General features: G+C 67.4%; 15 protein-coding genes. 3 read left to right on the top strand and 12 right to left on the bottom strand.

The window, feature by feature from the left end; translation table 11 throughout:
- Both AC1DD3_RS21600 and AC1DD3_RS21605 read right to left on the bottom strand, forming a co-directional pair.
- On the bottom strand, positions 1–449 hold a 449-nt coding region (locus AC1DD3_RS21600; protein ID WP_476882491.1), incomplete at its 3' end, for an ABC transporter substrate-binding protein.
- A gap of 127 nt (positions 450–576) precedes the next feature.
- Positions 577–1,191, bottom strand: coding sequence for a DUF6919 domain-containing protein (locus AC1DD3_RS21605; RefSeq protein ID WP_230121241.1), 615 nt, complete (start codon positions 1,189–1,191; stop codon positions 577–579).
- A 177-nt stretch (positions 1,192–1,368) separates the two neighbouring features.
- On the opposite strand from AC1DD3_RS21605, the gene AC1DD3_RS21610 reads away from it, so the two are divergent.
- Positions 1,369–2,355, top strand: coding sequence for an ABC transporter substrate-binding protein (locus AC1DD3_RS21610; RefSeq protein ID WP_230121240.1), 987 nt, complete (start codon positions 1,369–1,371; stop codon positions 2,353–2,355).
- Between the two features lie 145 nt (positions 2,356–2,500).
- Here the strand turns inward: AC1DD3_RS21610 and AC1DD3_RS21615 are convergent, their stop codons facing one another.
- The 8 genes from AC1DD3_RS21615 to AC1DD3_RS21650 are packed head-to-tail and all read right to left on the bottom strand — an operon-like array spanning position 2,501 to position 9,919.
- Entirely contained in the window at positions 2,501–2,647 is a 147-nt protein-coding gene (locus AC1DD3_RS21615) for a hypothetical protein (protein ID WP_230121239.1), read from the bottom strand.
- Between the two features lie 4 nt (positions 2,648–2,651).
- Positions 2,652–4,052, bottom strand: a complete 1,401-nt coding sequence (locus tag AC1DD3_RS21620; protein WP_230121238.1) for an NtaA/DmoA family FMN-dependent monooxygenase — start codon at positions 4,050–4,052, stop codon at positions 2,652–2,654.
- Complete coding sequence (locus AC1DD3_RS21625) at positions 4,045–5,277, bottom strand: LLM class flavin-dependent oxidoreductase (RefSeq protein WP_230121237.1); 1,233 nt, start codon at positions 5,275–5,277, stop codon at positions 4,045–4,047. Before AC1DD3_RS21625 ends, AC1DD3_RS21620 begins: the two co-directional genes overlap by 8 nt.
- Positions 5,274–5,867 (bottom strand): DUF1684 domain-containing protein, encoded by a 594-nt coding sequence (locus AC1DD3_RS21630; RefSeq protein ID WP_476882492.1) that lies wholly within the window; start codon positions 5,865–5,867, stop codon positions 5,274–5,276. The genes AC1DD3_RS21625 and AC1DD3_RS21630 overlap by 4 nt, the downstream gene beginning before the upstream one ends.
- A complete protein-coding gene (locus AC1DD3_RS21635) occupies positions 5,845–7,008 on the bottom strand; it encodes an LLM class flavin-dependent oxidoreductase (protein WP_476882493.1) in 1,164 nt (387 codons plus the stop codon). Before AC1DD3_RS21635 ends, AC1DD3_RS21630 begins: the two co-directional genes overlap by 23 nt.
- The gene (locus tag AC1DD3_RS21640) at positions 7,005–8,060 is read right to left on the bottom strand and encodes an ABC transporter substrate-binding protein (RefSeq protein ID WP_230121234.1); all 1,056 of its coding nucleotides are present in this window, start codon (positions 8,058–8,060) and stop codon (positions 7,005–7,007) included. Before AC1DD3_RS21640 ends, AC1DD3_RS21635 begins: the two co-directional genes overlap by 4 nt.
- Positions 8,061–8,069: 9 nt before the next feature.
- Positions 8,070–8,879 carry an amino acid ABC transporter ATP-binding protein gene (locus tag AC1DD3_RS21645; RefSeq protein WP_230121233.1) on the bottom strand — a complete coding sequence of 270 codons (810 nt, stop codon included), beginning with the start codon at positions 8,877–8,879 and terminating at the stop codon, positions 8,070–8,072.
- On the bottom strand, positions 8,876–9,919 hold the full coding sequence (locus AC1DD3_RS21650; protein ID WP_476882494.1) for an amino acid ABC transporter permease: 1,044 nt from the start codon (positions 9,917–9,919) through the stop codon (positions 8,876–8,878). The genes AC1DD3_RS21645 and AC1DD3_RS21650 overlap by 4 nt, the downstream gene beginning before the upstream one ends.
- Before the next feature lie 247 nt (positions 9,920–10,166).
- Here AC1DD3_RS21650 and AC1DD3_RS21655 point away from each other — a divergent pair, with 247 nt between their 5' ends.
- Together AC1DD3_RS21655 and AC1DD3_RS21660 are read left to right on the top strand one after the other, a co-directional pair.
- A complete protein-coding gene (locus AC1DD3_RS21655) occupies positions 10,167–12,125 on the top strand; it encodes an FAD/NAD(P)-binding protein (RefSeq protein ID WP_476882495.1) in 1,959 nt (652 codons plus the stop codon).
- Between the two features lie 2 nt (positions 12,126–12,127).
- Positions 12,128–12,670: a GNAT family N-acetyltransferase gene (locus AC1DD3_RS21660; RefSeq protein ID WP_476882496.1), complete on the top strand. Its 543-nt coding sequence runs from the start codon at positions 12,128–12,130 to the stop codon at positions 12,668–12,670.
- Between the two features lie 42 nt (positions 12,671–12,712).
- Here AC1DD3_RS21660 and AC1DD3_RS21665 read toward each other — a convergent pair whose 3' ends face one another.
- Together AC1DD3_RS21665 and AC1DD3_RS21670 are read right to left on the bottom strand one after the other, a co-directional pair.
- Positions 12,713–13,852 (bottom strand): hypothetical protein, encoded by a 1,140-nt coding sequence (locus tag AC1DD3_RS21665; protein ID WP_476882497.1) that lies wholly within the window; start codon positions 13,850–13,852, stop codon positions 12,713–12,715.
- Between the two features lie 104 nt (positions 13,853–13,956).
- Positions 13,957–15,276: multicopper oxidase family protein (locus AC1DD3_RS21670; protein ID WP_476882498.1), on the bottom strand; the 1,320-nt coding region annotated here is incomplete at its 5' end.

A 15,276-nucleotide genomic window follows, 5' to 3' on the forward strand; every position in this document is an offset into this window, starting at 1 on the left:
GAGGCTGCCCCGGCGATGATGCTGATGGATTCGCCCTTGCTCTTGACGAACGAGTTGATGGCCGGGTTCGGGCCGATGTAGGTCGCGTCGATGGCCCCGGCGTTGAGCGCCTCGATGGCCGCCGGGCCGGCGTTGAACACCTGCGTGGACAGTTTGGTGCTGCCCAGGTTGTCCTTGATAAAGCCCTGATTGACGCCCACCAGGGCCGCGGCGTGCGTGACATTGCCGAAGTAACCCAGCTTCAGTTCCGTAGCGGGACTGGTGGTGACAGCGGTGTTTGCGGCTGCGGTGTCAGTGTTGCGGATCGAGCTGGCGGCCACTGCGGCGCCTGCGCCGAGGACGGCCAGCAGGCCAACGGCGATGCCTATTTTGAGCCGGCGGGGGCGATTGGGGCGGGTCTCTCCCGCGGCGATCCGGGTGGACCCCGGATTGTCCTTTGACGTCGACATGGTGTTCCTTCGGGGGTTTGTTGGGGGGTGTTGGACTGAGATTACGTAGAGCCTCAACCCGCCCACAATGGCCGCCGTAGCAGGGATTCACCGGAGGTCGCGGACGTTCACGGGAGGTCGTAAACCGTTAAAAATCCTCCGGCGCAGACCTCAGCGTCTCCAGGACCGCAGGCAGGAGGCGCTGGTTCCGTCCCCATACCGGATCGAGCAGTTCGACGTACCAGGAATCCGCCAGGACGAGGGCGAGCGTTTCGTTGCTCTCCTCCGCCCAGTCCCGGATCTGCTCCGCCTCGATGGGGCTCTCGCTGGTCCCCAGGACGGTGGCTACGTCCTCGCCGTCGAGCGTCACGGGAATGGACGCGCGGCTCATCTCGCCCGGGGCATGGGCGATGGCAACAAATTCCGTTTGCGTGGAAAGCTGCAGGAGGCGCCGTGCCGACTCCGTGGAGCAGAAACCCGTGACGTACTCCCGCTGCGCATGGCTGGCGTCCGCGGCAAGTCCCGGCTGGGACTCCTTCGTGAAGAGCCCGCTGCGGTTGATCTTGGCCAGTTGCCCGGCGATGGGCCGCGTTTCGTCATCAAAGTCCGGGGCAAGCGTTCCCGCCTGGTATTCGCTCTTGCCTTCCAGCCATCGTGCGGTCAGCTCCCCGGCGGCGGCCAGCGTGGTTGCCTGCCGCCACACTTCCCTGTCCACCAGGAGCCGGCCGTAACTGTCCCGTTCGTCCGTGAAGTGATTGTTCATAGTTCGAGACTAGACGCGGTTGCTGCCGGCCGGACAGGGGATATGACGCCTGCAGACGCAGGATTAACCGCCGTTACTCCGTGTCTCCCTTGGTTTCAGAACCTTTTGACCCGGCTATTTCGCTGCCGGATAGTTGCTGCGACAACCATTGCATCCGACACTTCCAAGGGGAAAATCATGGCCCGTTTCATTCTCAAGCCCGGCGTTGGCGTCGCCTTGGCAGCCACCACTCTGCTGGGACTTTCCGCCTGCTCCGACCCCGGTGCCGCGGCGGCCGGGAATGCCGGAACGGCCACGGCGGCTTCGTCGTCAGCCGCCAAGACCTTCAACCTTTCCCCGCAGCAGGACCGCGTCCCCGTCACCGTTGACCCGGCGGCCGCCGCCCTTGTTCCGGAGGCCATCAAGAAAGACGGAAAGCTGACGGTGGCGGTCAGCCCGTTCGCACCGCCCCTGGCGGTGTACGCCACCGACAACAAGACGCCGGTGGGCAACGAGGTGGACATCGCCGTCGCGCTGGCACAGACCCTGGGGCTGGAAGCGGACATTGTTCCCACGGCCTGGGCGGACTGGCCGCTCGGCGTTGAGTCGGGCAAGTACGAGGCCGTGCTGTCCAACGTAACCGTCACCGAGGAACGAAAGCTCAAATACGACTTCGCGAGCTACCGGGACGACAAGCTGGGGTTCTACGCCAAGAGCGACAGCGGCGTGACCAAAGTTGAATCCGCCGCGGACGTGGCCGGGAAGCGCGTCATCGTGGGCTCGGGCACCAACCAGGAGTCCATCCTGCTGCGCTGGGACGAGGAGAACAAGGCGAAGGGGCTCAAGCCGGTCGAATTCCAGTACTACGACGACGACTCCGCCTCGAACCTGGCCCTGCAGTCCGGCCGGGCGGACCTGACGTTCGGGCCGAATGCCACCGCAGCGTACAAGGCGGCCAGCGATGCCAAGACGAAGCTGGTGGGCCTGGTGGACGGCGGCTGGCCGCTGAAGGCCAGCATTGCCGCCACCACCAAGAAGGGCAACGGCTTCGCGGCCGCCGCCCAGGCCGGACTGAACCACCTGATCCAGGACGGCAGCTACGCCAAGATCCTGGACCGTTGGGGCCTCTCCGCCGAAGCCGTGCAGAAGTCAGAACTGAACCCGGCCGGCTTGCCCAAGAAGTAGCCTCACCTTTCATCGGTTGCTCCGTAACTGCCCTTATCCCGCGCCAAAACGGCAGTTACGGAGCAGTCGACGGGGTGCCCATCGGCTGCTCCGTCACCGCCTTTTTGTTGGGCAAAAGCGACAGTAGCGGAGCAACCGTTGAGCATCAGAGCATCTGCTCCCAGACCGTCAGCTGGAGCCGGATGGTGCCGGCTGAGGTGTCGGTTTGTTTGCCGCCTGCCGTCGTCCAGCCCGCGGCCCGGCCTCCGGCCTGCACGTCGTTCCCGGTGGCGTCCGGCCCGGTGCTGCGCACGTTCTTACACCTCCTGCGCGACGCCGGCGTCCTGGCGGACCGGGGATGCCAGCCCCAGGTTCTCCCGCAGGGTGCTTCCGGCGTACTCGGTGGGGTAGACGCCCCGTTCCTGCAGCGCAGGGACGAGGTGGTTGACGATGTCGTCCAGGCCCGTGGGGATCAGCCACGGTGAGATGTTGAACCCGTCCACGGCGCCCGTGCGTGCGTAGTCGACCAGCCGGTCAGCCACCTCCGTGTAGGAGCCGGTGAAGGTGGCGTCAACCCGGCTGGTTTTCGCGGAGACGAATTGCCTGATGGTGAGTCCCTTTTCCTTCGCCTCCGCCCGCCACTGGTCCGCCAGATGCCGTGCCTTGGCGCCGTGGAAGCCGCTGCCGCGGGTCTCGGACGTCTCCTCCACCACCGGATCGATCTCCGGCAGGGGGCCGTCCGGATCAAACTCCTGAAGTTCCCGCCCCCAGAACTGTTCAAGGTAGGCGATGGCCTGTTGCGGGCCGATCTGCAGGTTACGCACCCATTCCTTCTTCTCCCGGGCCTCCTGCGGCGTGGGTGCGAGGATGAATTCGCTGGCCGGCATGATCTTGACGTCGTTGGCGCCGCGGCCCGCCTTGAGTGTGCGTTCCACGATGTCGCGGCGGAAGTTGAGGGCGTCGTCAAACTTGGGGTGGGCAGAGAAGATGACGTCTGCCTGCCGCGCCGCGAAGTCGCGCCCGTCCGGCGAATCGCCTGCCTGGAACAGCACCGGCCTGTACTGGGCGCTCCGCGGCAGCTTGGGCCGGTAGTCCACAGAGTAGTGCTGGCCTTCATGGTGCACGGGCCGGGCAGAACCGGGAGAAGACCAGGATTCAGCGGCGGGGGAGGCGGCCACGGCACCCTCCTCCCAGGAGTCCCAGATCCTCTTGGCCGTTTCCACGAACGCCTCGGCGTGGACGTAGCGGTCCGCGTGGTCCAGGTAGCCGCCGCGGCGGAAGTTGGCCCCGGTCCAGGCGTTGTCCGTGGTGACGACGTTCCAGGCCGCGCGTCCGCCGGAGATCAGGTCCAGGGTGGACAGCCGGTGGGCGAGGTCCGCGGGATCGTTGTACGTGGTGTTCTGGGTGGCTACGAGTCCGATGTGCGAGGTCACCGAGGCGAGGGCCGCGAGCATGGTCTGGGCGTCGGGCCGGCCTGCCACGTCCAGTGCGTGCGGGCGGCCGAGGTGCTCGCGCAGCCGCAGCCCCTCGCCCAGGAAAAAGGCGGCGAACAGGCCGCGCTCGGCGGTCTGGGCAATGCGGCGGAACGATTCGAAGTCCGTCTGCGATCCTGATTGCGGCGACTTCCAGATGGTCCCGGAGTTCACGCCCTGGAAGAAGATGCCGAGCTGCAGCTGGCCGGACGGCACAAAGCCGCTGCCGATGGATGTGTCAGTCATTGTTCTCTCCCTGGTGTGCGGTGGAGCTTGCGGCCGGGCCTGCGAGGACGGAATCTGCGCCATGGCGCGCGGTGGCGTAGCGGCTGGCAGGGCGTTGCAGACCGAGCAACTGGCGGAACGTGGTGTCCGGCTGCACCGGCGCCAGCACGCCGCGGCGCCGCAGCGAGGGAAGGACCAGCTGTGCCAGTTCCTCGAGGTCCACGTCAAGGACCGCCGGGTGCAGGCGCACGCCGTCGGCCGTTTCCAAAAGCGTGGTCAGCAGCTCGATCAGCTCCGGCGCGGTGCCGACGAACCGGGCCCGGGTGCTCTCCCATGGGGTGTGCGCGTTTAGCTCCGCGAGCCGCCCTTCCGCGGCCTGGCCGCGGGCATCGAGGACGACGTCGAGCTCGGCAATCACGGCAGGGGCGCCACCCGCTGTGGCGGCCAAAGCGCTGCGGGCTTCGGCCACCTCGGCAGCCAGCAGGTCAGGCGTGGGCGCCGAAACAAGCAGGGCATCCGTTGCCCCGGCGGACGGCCGGCCCGAAGCCAGCAGGCCTGCCGGCACCACCACTGGCAGTTGCCCCTGGAGCGGCCGGGGAATGATCGAGGGACCCTTGACGGAGTACGTTGCACCCACGGCGTCGGCCCCGCTTTCAAAGCCGCCCCCGCCTTCGAAATCGACATAGTGCAGCTTGTCGACGTCCAGGTACCGTCCCGTGGCGACGTCGCGGATCACCGCGTCGTCCTCCCAGGAGTCCCAGAGCCGGCGGCTGACCTCGATGGAGTCCGCGGCCTCCCGCCCCAGTCCGGCGCCGCTGACGGTCTGGCGCCCGACGGCGGCGGCGTCTGCCGCGCTGTCCGACGCGGCAACCAGCCAGCCGGCACGCCCGCCCGACACGTAATCGAGGCTTGCCAGCTGCGTGGAGACGTGGAAAGGCTCGGTGTAGACGGTGTCCACCTCCGGCACCACAATGATGGAGCTTGTCACCGGTCCGGCAAAGGCCGCGCGCTGGAGGGCGTTCAGCTGGCCGGTGATTCCGGTGCCGCCGGGCACAGCGCCATCCGCGAAGGTCGCCACATGGAAGCCGGCGGATTCAGCGGCCAGCACCGTGGCCCGGATCCGGGTTCCGTCCAGCAGTTCAGCTGGAGTGTGCCGCGCCTTGCGCCAGGCGGCGGGGTGGGCGCCGTCGCCGTCGAGCTCCAGGGCAAGAAAACCCGGCCGGGCCGGAATCGGGGGAGTGCTCACTGCTGGTCCTGCCTTTCGTAGGGGGTCTGCTCTCCGGCCTCGATGGCCACGGGCAGCCGGTTTTCGGCTGGCGGCAGCGGGCAGGTGGCGAGGTCTGTGTAGGCGCAGGGCAGGTTCACGGCGCGGTTGAAGCCGCGGTACTGGTTGAGCAGCGGGTTCTCCGGGTGCCGGGGCCGGACGATGTACTCACCGCCGCGCTTGGCCAGTTCGACGACGGCGTCCCCCGCCGTGAGGTTGAGTCCGTCCCGTTCCGCGATCGGACCGAACACGACGGTGACGCTGCCGCCGTCGGGGTTCAGTTCCCTGCCGTCCCGCAGCAGGCTTTCGCCGGGATGCAGAGCCAGGGTGACGGCGTCGTCCTCCATGCTCCAGGTGCCGGGCACGCCGTCCAGCCGGGCAGGCTCGGCGCCCAGCCAGGGAAGGTGCGTGACGGCGAGGAAACCGTGCGGATCGGCGCGGCGGCGTTCGTGGGCGGCGTGCCAGTCCGCCCATTCGGCCGCGAACGCGGCGGTCTGCCGGTCGAGCTTGTCGAGATCCGGTCTCGACAAGCTCGACCAGCCGTTCGTTTCAGTGTGCGTAGACGTGGGCATGGTCGCTCCTGTGGTCGTCGTGGTCGGCGCTGACTGCTGAGGCTGCGTCCGGCTCGGTGGCTCCCGCGGACTTGGGACGGCCACCGAACGGATCGGCTGGTTCCCACAAACTCGTGGGAGCTGCGGCCCGGACGGCAGGAATGACCTCGAGCGCAAACCGCTCGAGGATCTCCAGCTGCTGCCCGAACGGAAGGGTGGTTGGCAGGGAGATGGACTGCAGGTCGTGACCGTAAAGCCCGTGGTAGCTGAGGATCTTGTCGATCACCTGCTCCGGGCTGCCCACGAGGGCAGGGCCCTCCGCCACAGCGTGGTCAATGTCCCGGAACGGCGAGTTGTTGCCCGGGACGTTGCGGTTGGCGGTCAGCGCCTCATACACCGGGCCGAACTGGCGCTTGGCTTCCTGCGTGGTGTCCGCAAGGAAGACGCCGCCCGCGCCGCTGCCGGAGCCGAGGTACTGGTGCCGGGGGTCGTGGCCGTGGCACTCGTATTCCTCGCGGTAGTGGTCGATGAGCACCTTGTAGTTCTCACGCGGCTGGATGGCGTTCGCGGTGAACAGCGGATCCCCCCATTGGGCCGCCAGCCCGGCCGAGGTCAGCGTGGTGGCGGAGCCGTGCCACACCCGGGGCGCGCCGGCAAACGGGCGCGGCGTGGTGGTGGTTTCGGCCAACGGGGCGCGGAAGCGGCCGGACCACGTGACGCCCTCCTCGCGCCAGAGCCGACGCAGCAGCGAGTACTTCTCGGCCAGCAGGTCCCACTGGTCGACCAGATCCAGGCCGAACAACGGGTACTGCAGCACCTCGTTGCCTTTGCCGATCACCAGCTCAAGCCGTCCCCGGCTCAGCTGGTCGATCGTGGCGTAGTCCTCGGCCACACGCACGGGGTCGAGCACGGACAGGACCGTCACCCCGCTCTGCAGCCTAATCCTGCGGGTGACGGCGGCGATGGCAGCCAGCACCGTGGTGGGGGAAGACGAGATGAACTCTCCGGCGTGCCGTTCGCCCACCGAGAAGCTGTCATACCCGAGTTCCTCAGCGCGCCGGGCCGTCTGCACCACCTGGTTCAGCCGGTCCGCCGTCGAGACGATCCCTCCGGTGAGCGGGTTTTTCAGGTGGGGGATGATGTCGAGGACCTGGAACTTCATGCCGCGGCCTTGAACGTTGCCTCGGTGACGGTCTTGGACTCCGGCAGGGCCTCCTCGGACAGGCCCCAGCGGTCCAGCACCTTGGCGTAGGAACCGTCCTTGATGGCCGAGTTCAGCGCCGCCGTGATGGCCGGGGCCAGGCCGTTGCCTTTCAGCGTGGTGGCCGCCACGAGGGTCTCGGAGGGCCAGCCGGCGTTGACCTTGCCCACGATCTTCAGGTCGTCACGGGTGTTTTCCCGGTACACCGTGGACGGGTACGGCGCGATGTTCAGGTCGGTCCGGCCGGAGGACAACGCGAGGATGGTGTCAGCGTCCGAGGAGTAGTACTGCAGGGTGGCCGGCGCCTTGCCTTTGTCTTCGAGCTCCTTGTTCCAGGCCAGCAGGATCTTTTCCTGGTTCGTGCCGGAGCCCACGGAAACCTTCAGGCCGGAGATGTCGTCCGCGCCCTTGATGTCGTAGGAGGAGGTCTTCTTGGCCTCGAACCCCATGTACGCGGCCCGGTAGCTGGCGAAGTCGAACAGCTTCACCCGGTCCTTGTTGATGCCCACGTTGGAGAACACCGCCTCGAAGTCGCCGGACTGGGTCTTGAGCGGCCAGTTTTCCCAGGACGTCACCTGGATGTCGAGGTCCAGGCCCAGCTTGTCCGCCACCAGCTGCGCGATATCCAGCTCCGAGCCGATCGGCGTTTTGTCGTCCGTGGCGTGGAAGGACAGCGGAATGGAGCCGGCCGTGGTGGCCACGGTCAGCTTGCCGTCCTTGCCGATCAGCGCGGGAACCTTCGCGGCCAGCTCGTCGATCTTTTTCGCCCTGATCCGCTGCTGGTCCGGAGAGGTGTTGTAGACCACCCCGTTGCGTGCCGCCGTCGTCGCCGGGTTCTGGCCCGAAGCGCCGGCACCGGCGGCTGCCGCCCCCGGATCGGAGCAGCCGGACACCGCAGCGGCGCCGATGAGCGCCGCGGCACTGAGAAGCACGACGGCGGGACGCACCGGAAGAGCGCGGGTTCGGGCTCCGGCGCGTTGCTTGGCTGCGGACTGGCGGGGAAAGAGTCCCATGGGAGTTCCTTAGATGTTGAAAGCGGGTTCGATGACCTTGGAGAAGAAGCTCCGGGTCCGTTCTTCCTGCGGGTTGGTGAAGATGTCCTTGGGGGCGCCCTGTTCCACGATCTGGCCTTGGTCCATGAACACCACGGTGTCGGCGACGTCGCGGGCGAAGCCCATCTCGTGCGTGACGATGATCAGGGTGGTCCCGGACTTGGCGAGTTCGCGGATCACGTCGAGGACCTCGTTGACCAGTTCCGGGTCGAGGGCGGACGTGGGCTCGTCGAAGAGCAGGATCTTGGGATCCAGCGCGAGCGCCCGGGCAATGGCCACCCGCTGCTGCTGGCCGCCGGAGAGCTGCCGCGGATAGGCCCCGGCACGGTCCTTGAGCCCCACCCGGTCCAGCAGTTCGAGGCCGCGCTCGCGGGCTTCCGCCTTGGACCGGCCCTGGGCCACCACTGGGGCCTCGGCCACGTTTTCCAGGGCGGTCAGGTGCGGGAACAGGTTGAAGTTCTGGAACACCATGCCGATTTCGGTGCGCTGCTTCAGGATGTCCTTTTCGCGGAGTTCGTGGAGCCTGTTCCCGCGGACCCGGTAGCCCACCAGTTCGCCGTCGATCGCAATGAACCCGCCGTCCACCTTTTCCAGGTGGTTGATGGTCCGCAGCAGGGTGGATTTGCCCGAGCCGGAGGGTCCCACGATCACCGCCACGCCGCCGGGCTCAACGGTCAGGGAGATTCCCTTCAGCACTTCGGTGGCACCGAAGGCCTTGCGGACTTTCGTGATCTCCACGAGCCCGCGGGTGGTTTCGGGTGCAGCGGTGGCGGTGCTCATCGGAGGCTCCTTACGGGGGCATGGGTGGCGAAGAATTTCCGTGCCTTCTGCAGCGGGGTGAGCGGCAGGGTGCGCACCGCGCCCTTGGAGTAGTGCCGCTCGATGTAGTACTGGAAAACACTGAGCACCGAGGTGATCACCACGTACCAGAGGGTGGCCACCAAGAGCAGCGGCAGGACCTGCTGCGTGCGGTTGTAGATCACCTGGACCGTGTAGAACAGCTCCGAATAGGCCAGGACGTACACGATGGAGGTGCCCTTGACCAGGCCGATGATCTCGTTGAAGGCAGTGGGAAGGATGGCGCGCATCGCCTGCGGCAGCACGATCCGGGTGGACCGGCGCCAGGCCGGAATGCCCAGCGCGGCTGCCGCTTCGAGCTGCCCCTGATCCACGGACAGGATGCCGCCGCGGATGATTTCCGCTGAGTAGGCTGCCTGGTTCAGGGTCAGACCGAGCACTGCTGCCGCAAACTGGCTGATCAGTGTGGTGGTCTGGACCTCGAAGAAGCGGATGTCCGTGAACGGGATGCCCAGGCTGATCTTCTCGTAGAGATACCCCAGGTTGTACCAAAGCAGCATCTGGACCAGGAGCGGGGTGGACCGGAAGATCCACGAGAACGTCCAGGACACGGACAACAGCAGCGGGGAGGCGGAGAGCCGCATGAGGGCCAGGATGAAGCCCAGGACAAACCCGAGCACGCCGGAGATTGCGGTGAGCTTGAGCGTCTCCAGGAGGCCCTTCACCACGGACTGGGCGGTGAACCACTGCCCCACCACGCCCCACTCCCAGCGCGGGTTAGTCGCCAGGGACCAGGCCACCGCCGCAAGGCCCAGTGCGACGACGGCCGTCCCCACCCAGCGCCACGGCCGGGGCGCCGAGACGAGGGAGTAGTCGGCGTAGTCGGTGGCGGGTTTCCGTGGGCCGGGTTTCGTTGGTCCGGGAACCCTTCCGGCCGTGCCGGCGGCGGCCTCCGCGGTTCCGGGTGCGGCGGACGCCGGCTCCGGTGCGGACTGCGACACCTTGGTTGCTGCTGAACTCATGCGCCACCTCGCTTCTTCCAGTTGGTGTTTTCGGGGGTCGGTTGGCTGCCAATCTAGGTCCGCCGGGAACCTCCGGCAAAGCGCCTGGTTGCATTCGTTCATCCGGCTTAGCGGGGCGTCATGAGACGAATTCTTGCGCTGATTTACGCGCCGTTACGCGGGGTGAACAGCCGTTACCCGCCCCTCGACCCGGGCCGGTTTTGCACCCTAGCCTGAGGCTCCCAAGCCGTCCCGATCAGGAGTGCCGATGCCAGCGCAGAACCCTTCCGTCGTCTTCCTCGGCGGCGGTCCGCGCACCGCAGGTATCCTGGAGCGGCTCGCCGCGAACCGGCCCGAGCTGGCGGACGTCCCTCTAGACATCCACGTCGTGGAACCCTACGAGCCCGGGTCCGGCAGGATCTGGCGCTTCGGCCAGCACCCCGGACTCATGCTGAACTCGGCCGCCGCGGACGTCACCATGTTCACCGACTCCTCGGTGCAGTGCGACGGGCCGCCGGCTGACGGCCCGGGCCTGGCCGAATGGGCGGCAGGAGTGCTCGGTGGCTCCATCACTGACGTTCCCGCGTTGCCACCTGCCCTGCTGGGGCAGCTGCGCTCGCTGTCGGGGACCACGTTTCCCACCCGCCAGCTGCAGAGCAAATACCTCGAGTGGTTCTTCCGCCGGGCTGTCCGAGCGCTCGGCGGCGATGTCAGTGTCACGGTCCACCGGGACACAGCAGTGGGTGTGGAACCCGACGGCGCGCGGTACGGCGTGCGGCTGGCCGGCGGCGGCACGCTGCACGCCGACGTCGTCATCGCGGCGCTGGGCCATACGGACTCCCAGCCGGATGCCCGGTCGGCCGGCTGGACAGGTTTCGCCGCCCGGCACGGCGGGTTCCATGCGGCACCCAGCTATACCACCGACGTCGACTACTCACCGATTACCGCGGGACAGGACGTCATCGTCTCCGGCATGGGACTCGCGTTCGTTGACCTGCTGGTGCTGCTGATGGAAGGCCGCGGAGGCCGGTTTGAAGAGATGTCCGACGGCGGCCTCCGTTACGTTCCGTCCGGGGCCGAGCCCCGGCTGTGGGCGGGATCGCGGCGCGGCGTGCCCTACCATTCCAAGATCAGCTCAGCCCTGCGCGGCGAGCCGGCCGGAGATCCGCGGTTTTTCACGGCCGGAGCCGTCCAGGCGCTGCTGGCGCGCCACGGCGAGCTGGATTTCCGTACCCAGCTGTGGCCGCTCATCGCCAAGGACGCCGGCCATGGCTACTACCGTGAGCTGTTTACCGGCAGCCCGGAACGGGTCAGCATGGGCTGGACCGAGTTCTCGGCCCGGTTTTCCGACCTCGACTGGTACAGCAGCGGCCGCCGGGACCTCGTGGCGGCGGCCGTCCCCGATGCGGCCCTGCACCTGGACCTTGAGCGGCTGGACCGGCCTTTCGGCGGGCGGCAGTTCGCCGGCCACCGGGAGGTCCAGGATGCGGTGGCCGGCTACATCGGCCACGACCTCGAGCTGCGGACCGGCCCCGACCATCCGGAAACCTTGGCGCTGTTCATAGCGCTCCTCAAGGTCTACATGGAACTGGGACGGATCGTCCCGCCCGAACGGCTGAACGCACGCTCCCAGCAGGAGGTCCAGGGCTGGTGGTACGGCTTCTTCAGCTTCGTGGATTCCGGGCCTCCGCCGCGGCGGCTGCGCGAGATGCTGGCGCTTCACCGGGCCGGGCTGCTGCAGTTCCTGGGGCCGGGCCTGGACGTGGCCGCGGATGAGGCGACAGGCTATTTCGTGGCAACGTCGTCGCAGTCGGACGTGACGGTACGGGCCAGGGCCTTCATCGAGGCCAGACTCCCGGCTCCATCCGTGGCACGGTCCGCCAATCCGCTGCTCCGGTCACTGCACGCCGCGGGTGTCGGCACCGAGCAGCACCTGCTGACGTCCGACGGCGCGCATTCAACGGGGCGGCTCCTCGTCTCCGCCGCGCACGAGCTCGTGGGCCGCGAAGGGGATGCCCAGGGCAGGATGTTCGGCGTGGGGCCGGGGACCTCCGGCTGGGGCGCGGGTGCGTTCGCCCGCCCGGGGACAAACGCCGCGCCCTTCCGCGAAAATGATGCCCTGGCCAGGAGAATCCTCACCGTAATCGCCGGGCTTCGTCCGCCACGTCCCGCGACCTCACGTACCGCTCCTTCACGTCCCGCTATTGCCGCCGTCGGAAAGGCCTGACCATGGAAACTGCCCCGCCCCAGTCCCCACCGCCGTCCGCGTCAGCGGACGCGGGTGGACTCGCTGTCTTGGAACTGCCCATGGACGACGCGCGCGTCCGGCCGCTGCTGGACGAGCTCGCCGTCGAGTACGACTCCCGCTACGGGGACCTGTTCGGCCGGGGCTCGGCCGCCGAGGAACTGAACAGATACCCGGCCGCAGAGTTCCAGGCTCCGGACGGGGCGTTGCTGATCATCCGGGAGAACGGCGAGTCCGTGGCCGGCGGAGCTTTCCGCCGCTACGACGCCCGGACTGCCGAGTTCAAGCGGATCTGGACCCACTCGGCGCACCGGCGGCGCGGGCTGGCCCGCCGGGTCCTGGCCGAGCTGGAACGGCTGGCCGGCGCGCGCGGGTACGGCAGGGTCTACCTCACCACCGGGCCGCGCCAGCCCGAGGCCAAACACCTGTACCTGAACACCGGCTACACGCCACACTTCGACCTGGCCGCCGATCCGGAAACCATCGGGCCCCTGGCGTTCACGAAGGACCTAGCGGAGCGGGACTAAATGCTTCGGCGGGGCGGGGCGCCCGGTTGGGGCCGGCTCACGTCACGGATGGGCGCTATGCGAGATGTCAGACGCGCTTCCTGCTTCGCCGAACCACCCCGGCACGGTGCCTGCCATCCCGAGTACGCCGACGGCGATTGCAGCAAGCGCCGTGATGGAGCGGAGGTGTGCTGATGCCGGGGGACGTGCTGCGGTGGCGCCCTTTCTGCCGGGCAGTGCATTACCGCCGCGGAGCAGGACGATGGCGACCACCAGGGTGGCGAGCTCAAGGATGCAGGCAGCGATATCGGCCAGGCCGACAAGTTCGGGGACACCGGCTTCGGGTCCGAAGGGGAGTCCGGCCGTGCGGGACCACAGCCACAGCGCCAGTGGGACTGCCGAGGCCGCTGCGACGGCCGGGAGTGCACCGCGGTGGTGCCGGCCGAGCATGCGCAGGCCAAGGATAAGCTCGGCCAAGGCCAGGACGAGGAAGAAGGCGCCGGCCGGGGCCCAGTGGTCAAGGTGCCCGGGTATGACAGCCCCGTGGATGGCCGCGCTGCCGAAAAGCGCCACGGCCACAAGCAGCCTGCTGAGGCCGATCGGCGCAGTTCGCGCCGGCCGCCGTTGGGCCCGGCTGATATCCATCCGGCCGCCGCGCATCGCCACCACCCAGCCGGTGAGCACGACGTTGGTGACCAGCAATATTCCGCTGCCATAGGCGATGGAGACCAGCTGCACCGTCAGTGACGCCTGGTCGAGATCGGACACCGAACTGCCGGTGGCCGCGTGGTGCATGGCGCCCATGAGCCGATGCTGCAGGGCATAGTCCCACGCAGAGTTAACGGCAAGCTGGGCCATCCCTGCGAGGGTGCCTGCCGCGGCGATCAGGAGGCCCGTGGCAATGAACTTACTGGGCCTGGAGAGCGCTGGTCCGAACCAGCGCATTGCCAGCGTGACGGCTGCCAGCACGGCCAACACGAAAACTGGAAGCGTGGCTGTGGACTCGCGAAGCCAGCTGGCGAATGGCTCCTGCGTGCGTTCGATTGCCCCGACTGCTCCGCGCAGCGACACCATCCAGAATCCGTCAGCGTAGGCCATGACCGCAGCCAGCGGCAGAACCGTGAGCCAGGGTACGGCCTGCCGCGCGGGGGCGGCAATGCTGTGCCCGTCGACGGAACTGCCGGACATCGTTTTCTCGGTCATCTCCGGTTACCTCGCATATCGGTTGTCGCACATTGGTTGTTGGGGCCGGGGCTCATCTGGTGGACAAGCCCCGGCCGTTTCTCTTACTGCCGGAGCCGGGACGGTTACGGTGTGATCTCCCAGCCGAACATCATGGCGTGGTCCTCGTGCGCCAGGTTGTGGCAGTGCGCCACGTACGGTCCCACGAAGTCCCGGAATCCCCGGTAGATGATCACCGACTCGCCAGGATCGAGAGCCACCAGGTCTTCACGCGAGACGTCGTCCGGGTGCGAGGGATTTCCCTTCGTCACGTCCTTGTTGTTCCGCATGACGGTCCGGTGCTCCTCCATGTGCAGATGGAAGGGATGCACCCAGCCGCCGCCGCCGTTGCGGATCTCCCAAAGGTTGAAGCTGCCCTTCTTTTGCTGGGCGAGGGGTGAGCGGCCGGCCCTGTTCTTCTTGCTGGTGGCCACCGTGTGGGGTTCGAATTCTTTGCCGTTGATGAGCCATTCCGTCTCGCCGCCAGCGGCGCCGCGCTCCACCTCGAAGATCAGCCGGTTGTCCAGCATGGTCTGCCAGTTGCTGGGCAGCGGCGGAAGGTCACGCATTTTGGTCGGAATGACGCTGTCATCCGGCGCATCGTCACCGATCACGAACTTGAGCACCGGGACCTTGTAGTTCGGATCGGGCGTGAACCGGGACGAGTTGGACCACATCCGCCCGTTGGGCATCTTCATGACGTTGGTCAAGTAGATGACGTCGCCTTTGGTGGTGGGCGTGCCGTCCTGGTAGCGGCTGAAATCGATGACCACCTCGCGGCGCTTCGCGGGCCACAGCTCGAAGGAACTGCGCTTGACCGGGAACGGAAGGAGCCCGCCGTCCGAGGCAATCTGGGTGAACTCCATGCACTGCTGCGCGTCGGGGATCCGGTATTGGCCCTCGAGCTCATCACCCTTGTATCCGAGCGAGACGGCGGACTTCGGTCCCTTCGTGGAGCTCATCAGCTTGAACTCGTAGATCCGGGCAATGGAGGCGTCCAGGAAACGGAAGCGGTACTTGCGCCGCTTCACCTCCATCACCGGGCTGGCCGTGCCGTTGACGGTGAAGATGTCGCCCACAAACCCATGGCTTGGGAAGTGCTTGTAGAAGGTCTTCCCCCACCACTCCGGGTGCTTCGCCGGGTTCTTCGCGGCTGGGAACTCGCCCTGCACATCGTGGATGTCCTTGTGCGTGGTCACGCCGTCGTCGAGCCGGCAGTCGTAGAAGGCGAGCGGGACGTCGTAGTCCACGTCGAATGATCCGTCCGGGTTGTCCTTCCGGACGCCCGGTAGGCGCAGCCCCTTCCGCTCGTCCCCCATGTCCATGCCGTTCTTCGGGTCATAGATCGGGTACAGCCCCACCATGCCCTTGTAAACATTTGAACCTGTGTGGTCCATGCGGTGGTC

The sequence above is a fragment of the Arthrobacter sp. 05T444 genome (assembly GCF_056395905.1).

Bases quoted from the DNA above. Each gene is read 5' to 3' on its own strand.
- AC1DD3_RS21605 (WP_230121241.1), bottom strand. From the start codon at position 1,191: ATGAACAATCACTTCACGGACGAACGGGACAGTTACGGCCGGCTCCTG.
- AC1DD3_RS21610 (WP_230121240.1), top strand. From the start codon at position 1,369: ATGGCCCGTTTCATTCTCAAGCCCGGCGTTGGCGTCGCCTTGGCAGCC.
- AC1DD3_RS21620 (WP_230121238.1), bottom strand. From the start codon at position 4,052: ATGACTGACACATCCATCGGCAGCGGCTTTGTGCCGTCCGGCCAGCTG.
- AC1DD3_RS21630 (WP_476882492.1), bottom strand. From the start codon at position 5,867: ATGCCCACGTCTACGCACACTGAAACGAACGGCTGGTCGAGCTTGTCG.
- AC1DD3_RS21635 (WP_476882493.1), bottom strand. From the start codon at position 7,008: ATGAAGTTCCAGGTCCTCGACATCATCCCCCACCTGAAAAACCCGCTC.
- AC1DD3_RS21640 (WP_230121234.1), bottom strand. From the start codon at position 8,060: ATGGGACTCTTTCCCCGCCAGTCCGCAGCCAAGCAACGCGCCGGAGCC.
- AC1DD3_RS21645 (WP_230121233.1), bottom strand. From the start codon at position 8,879: ATGAGCACCGCCACCGCTGCACCCGAAACCACCCGCGGGCTCGTGGAG.
- AC1DD3_RS21650 (WP_476882494.1), bottom strand. From the start codon at position 9,919: ATGAGTTCAGCAGCAACCAAGGTGTCGCAGTCCGCACCGGAGCCGGCG.
- AC1DD3_RS21655 (WP_476882495.1), top strand. From the start codon at position 10,167: ATGCCAGCGCAGAACCCTTCCGTCGTCTTCCTCGGCGGCGGTCCGCGC.
- AC1DD3_RS21660 (WP_476882496.1), top strand. From the start codon at position 12,128: ATGGAAACTGCCCCGCCCCAGTCCCCACCGCCGTCCGCGTCAGCGGAC.
- AC1DD3_RS21665 (WP_476882497.1), bottom strand. From the start codon at position 13,852: ATGACCGAGAAAACGATGTCCGGCAGTTCCGTCGACGGGCACAGCATT.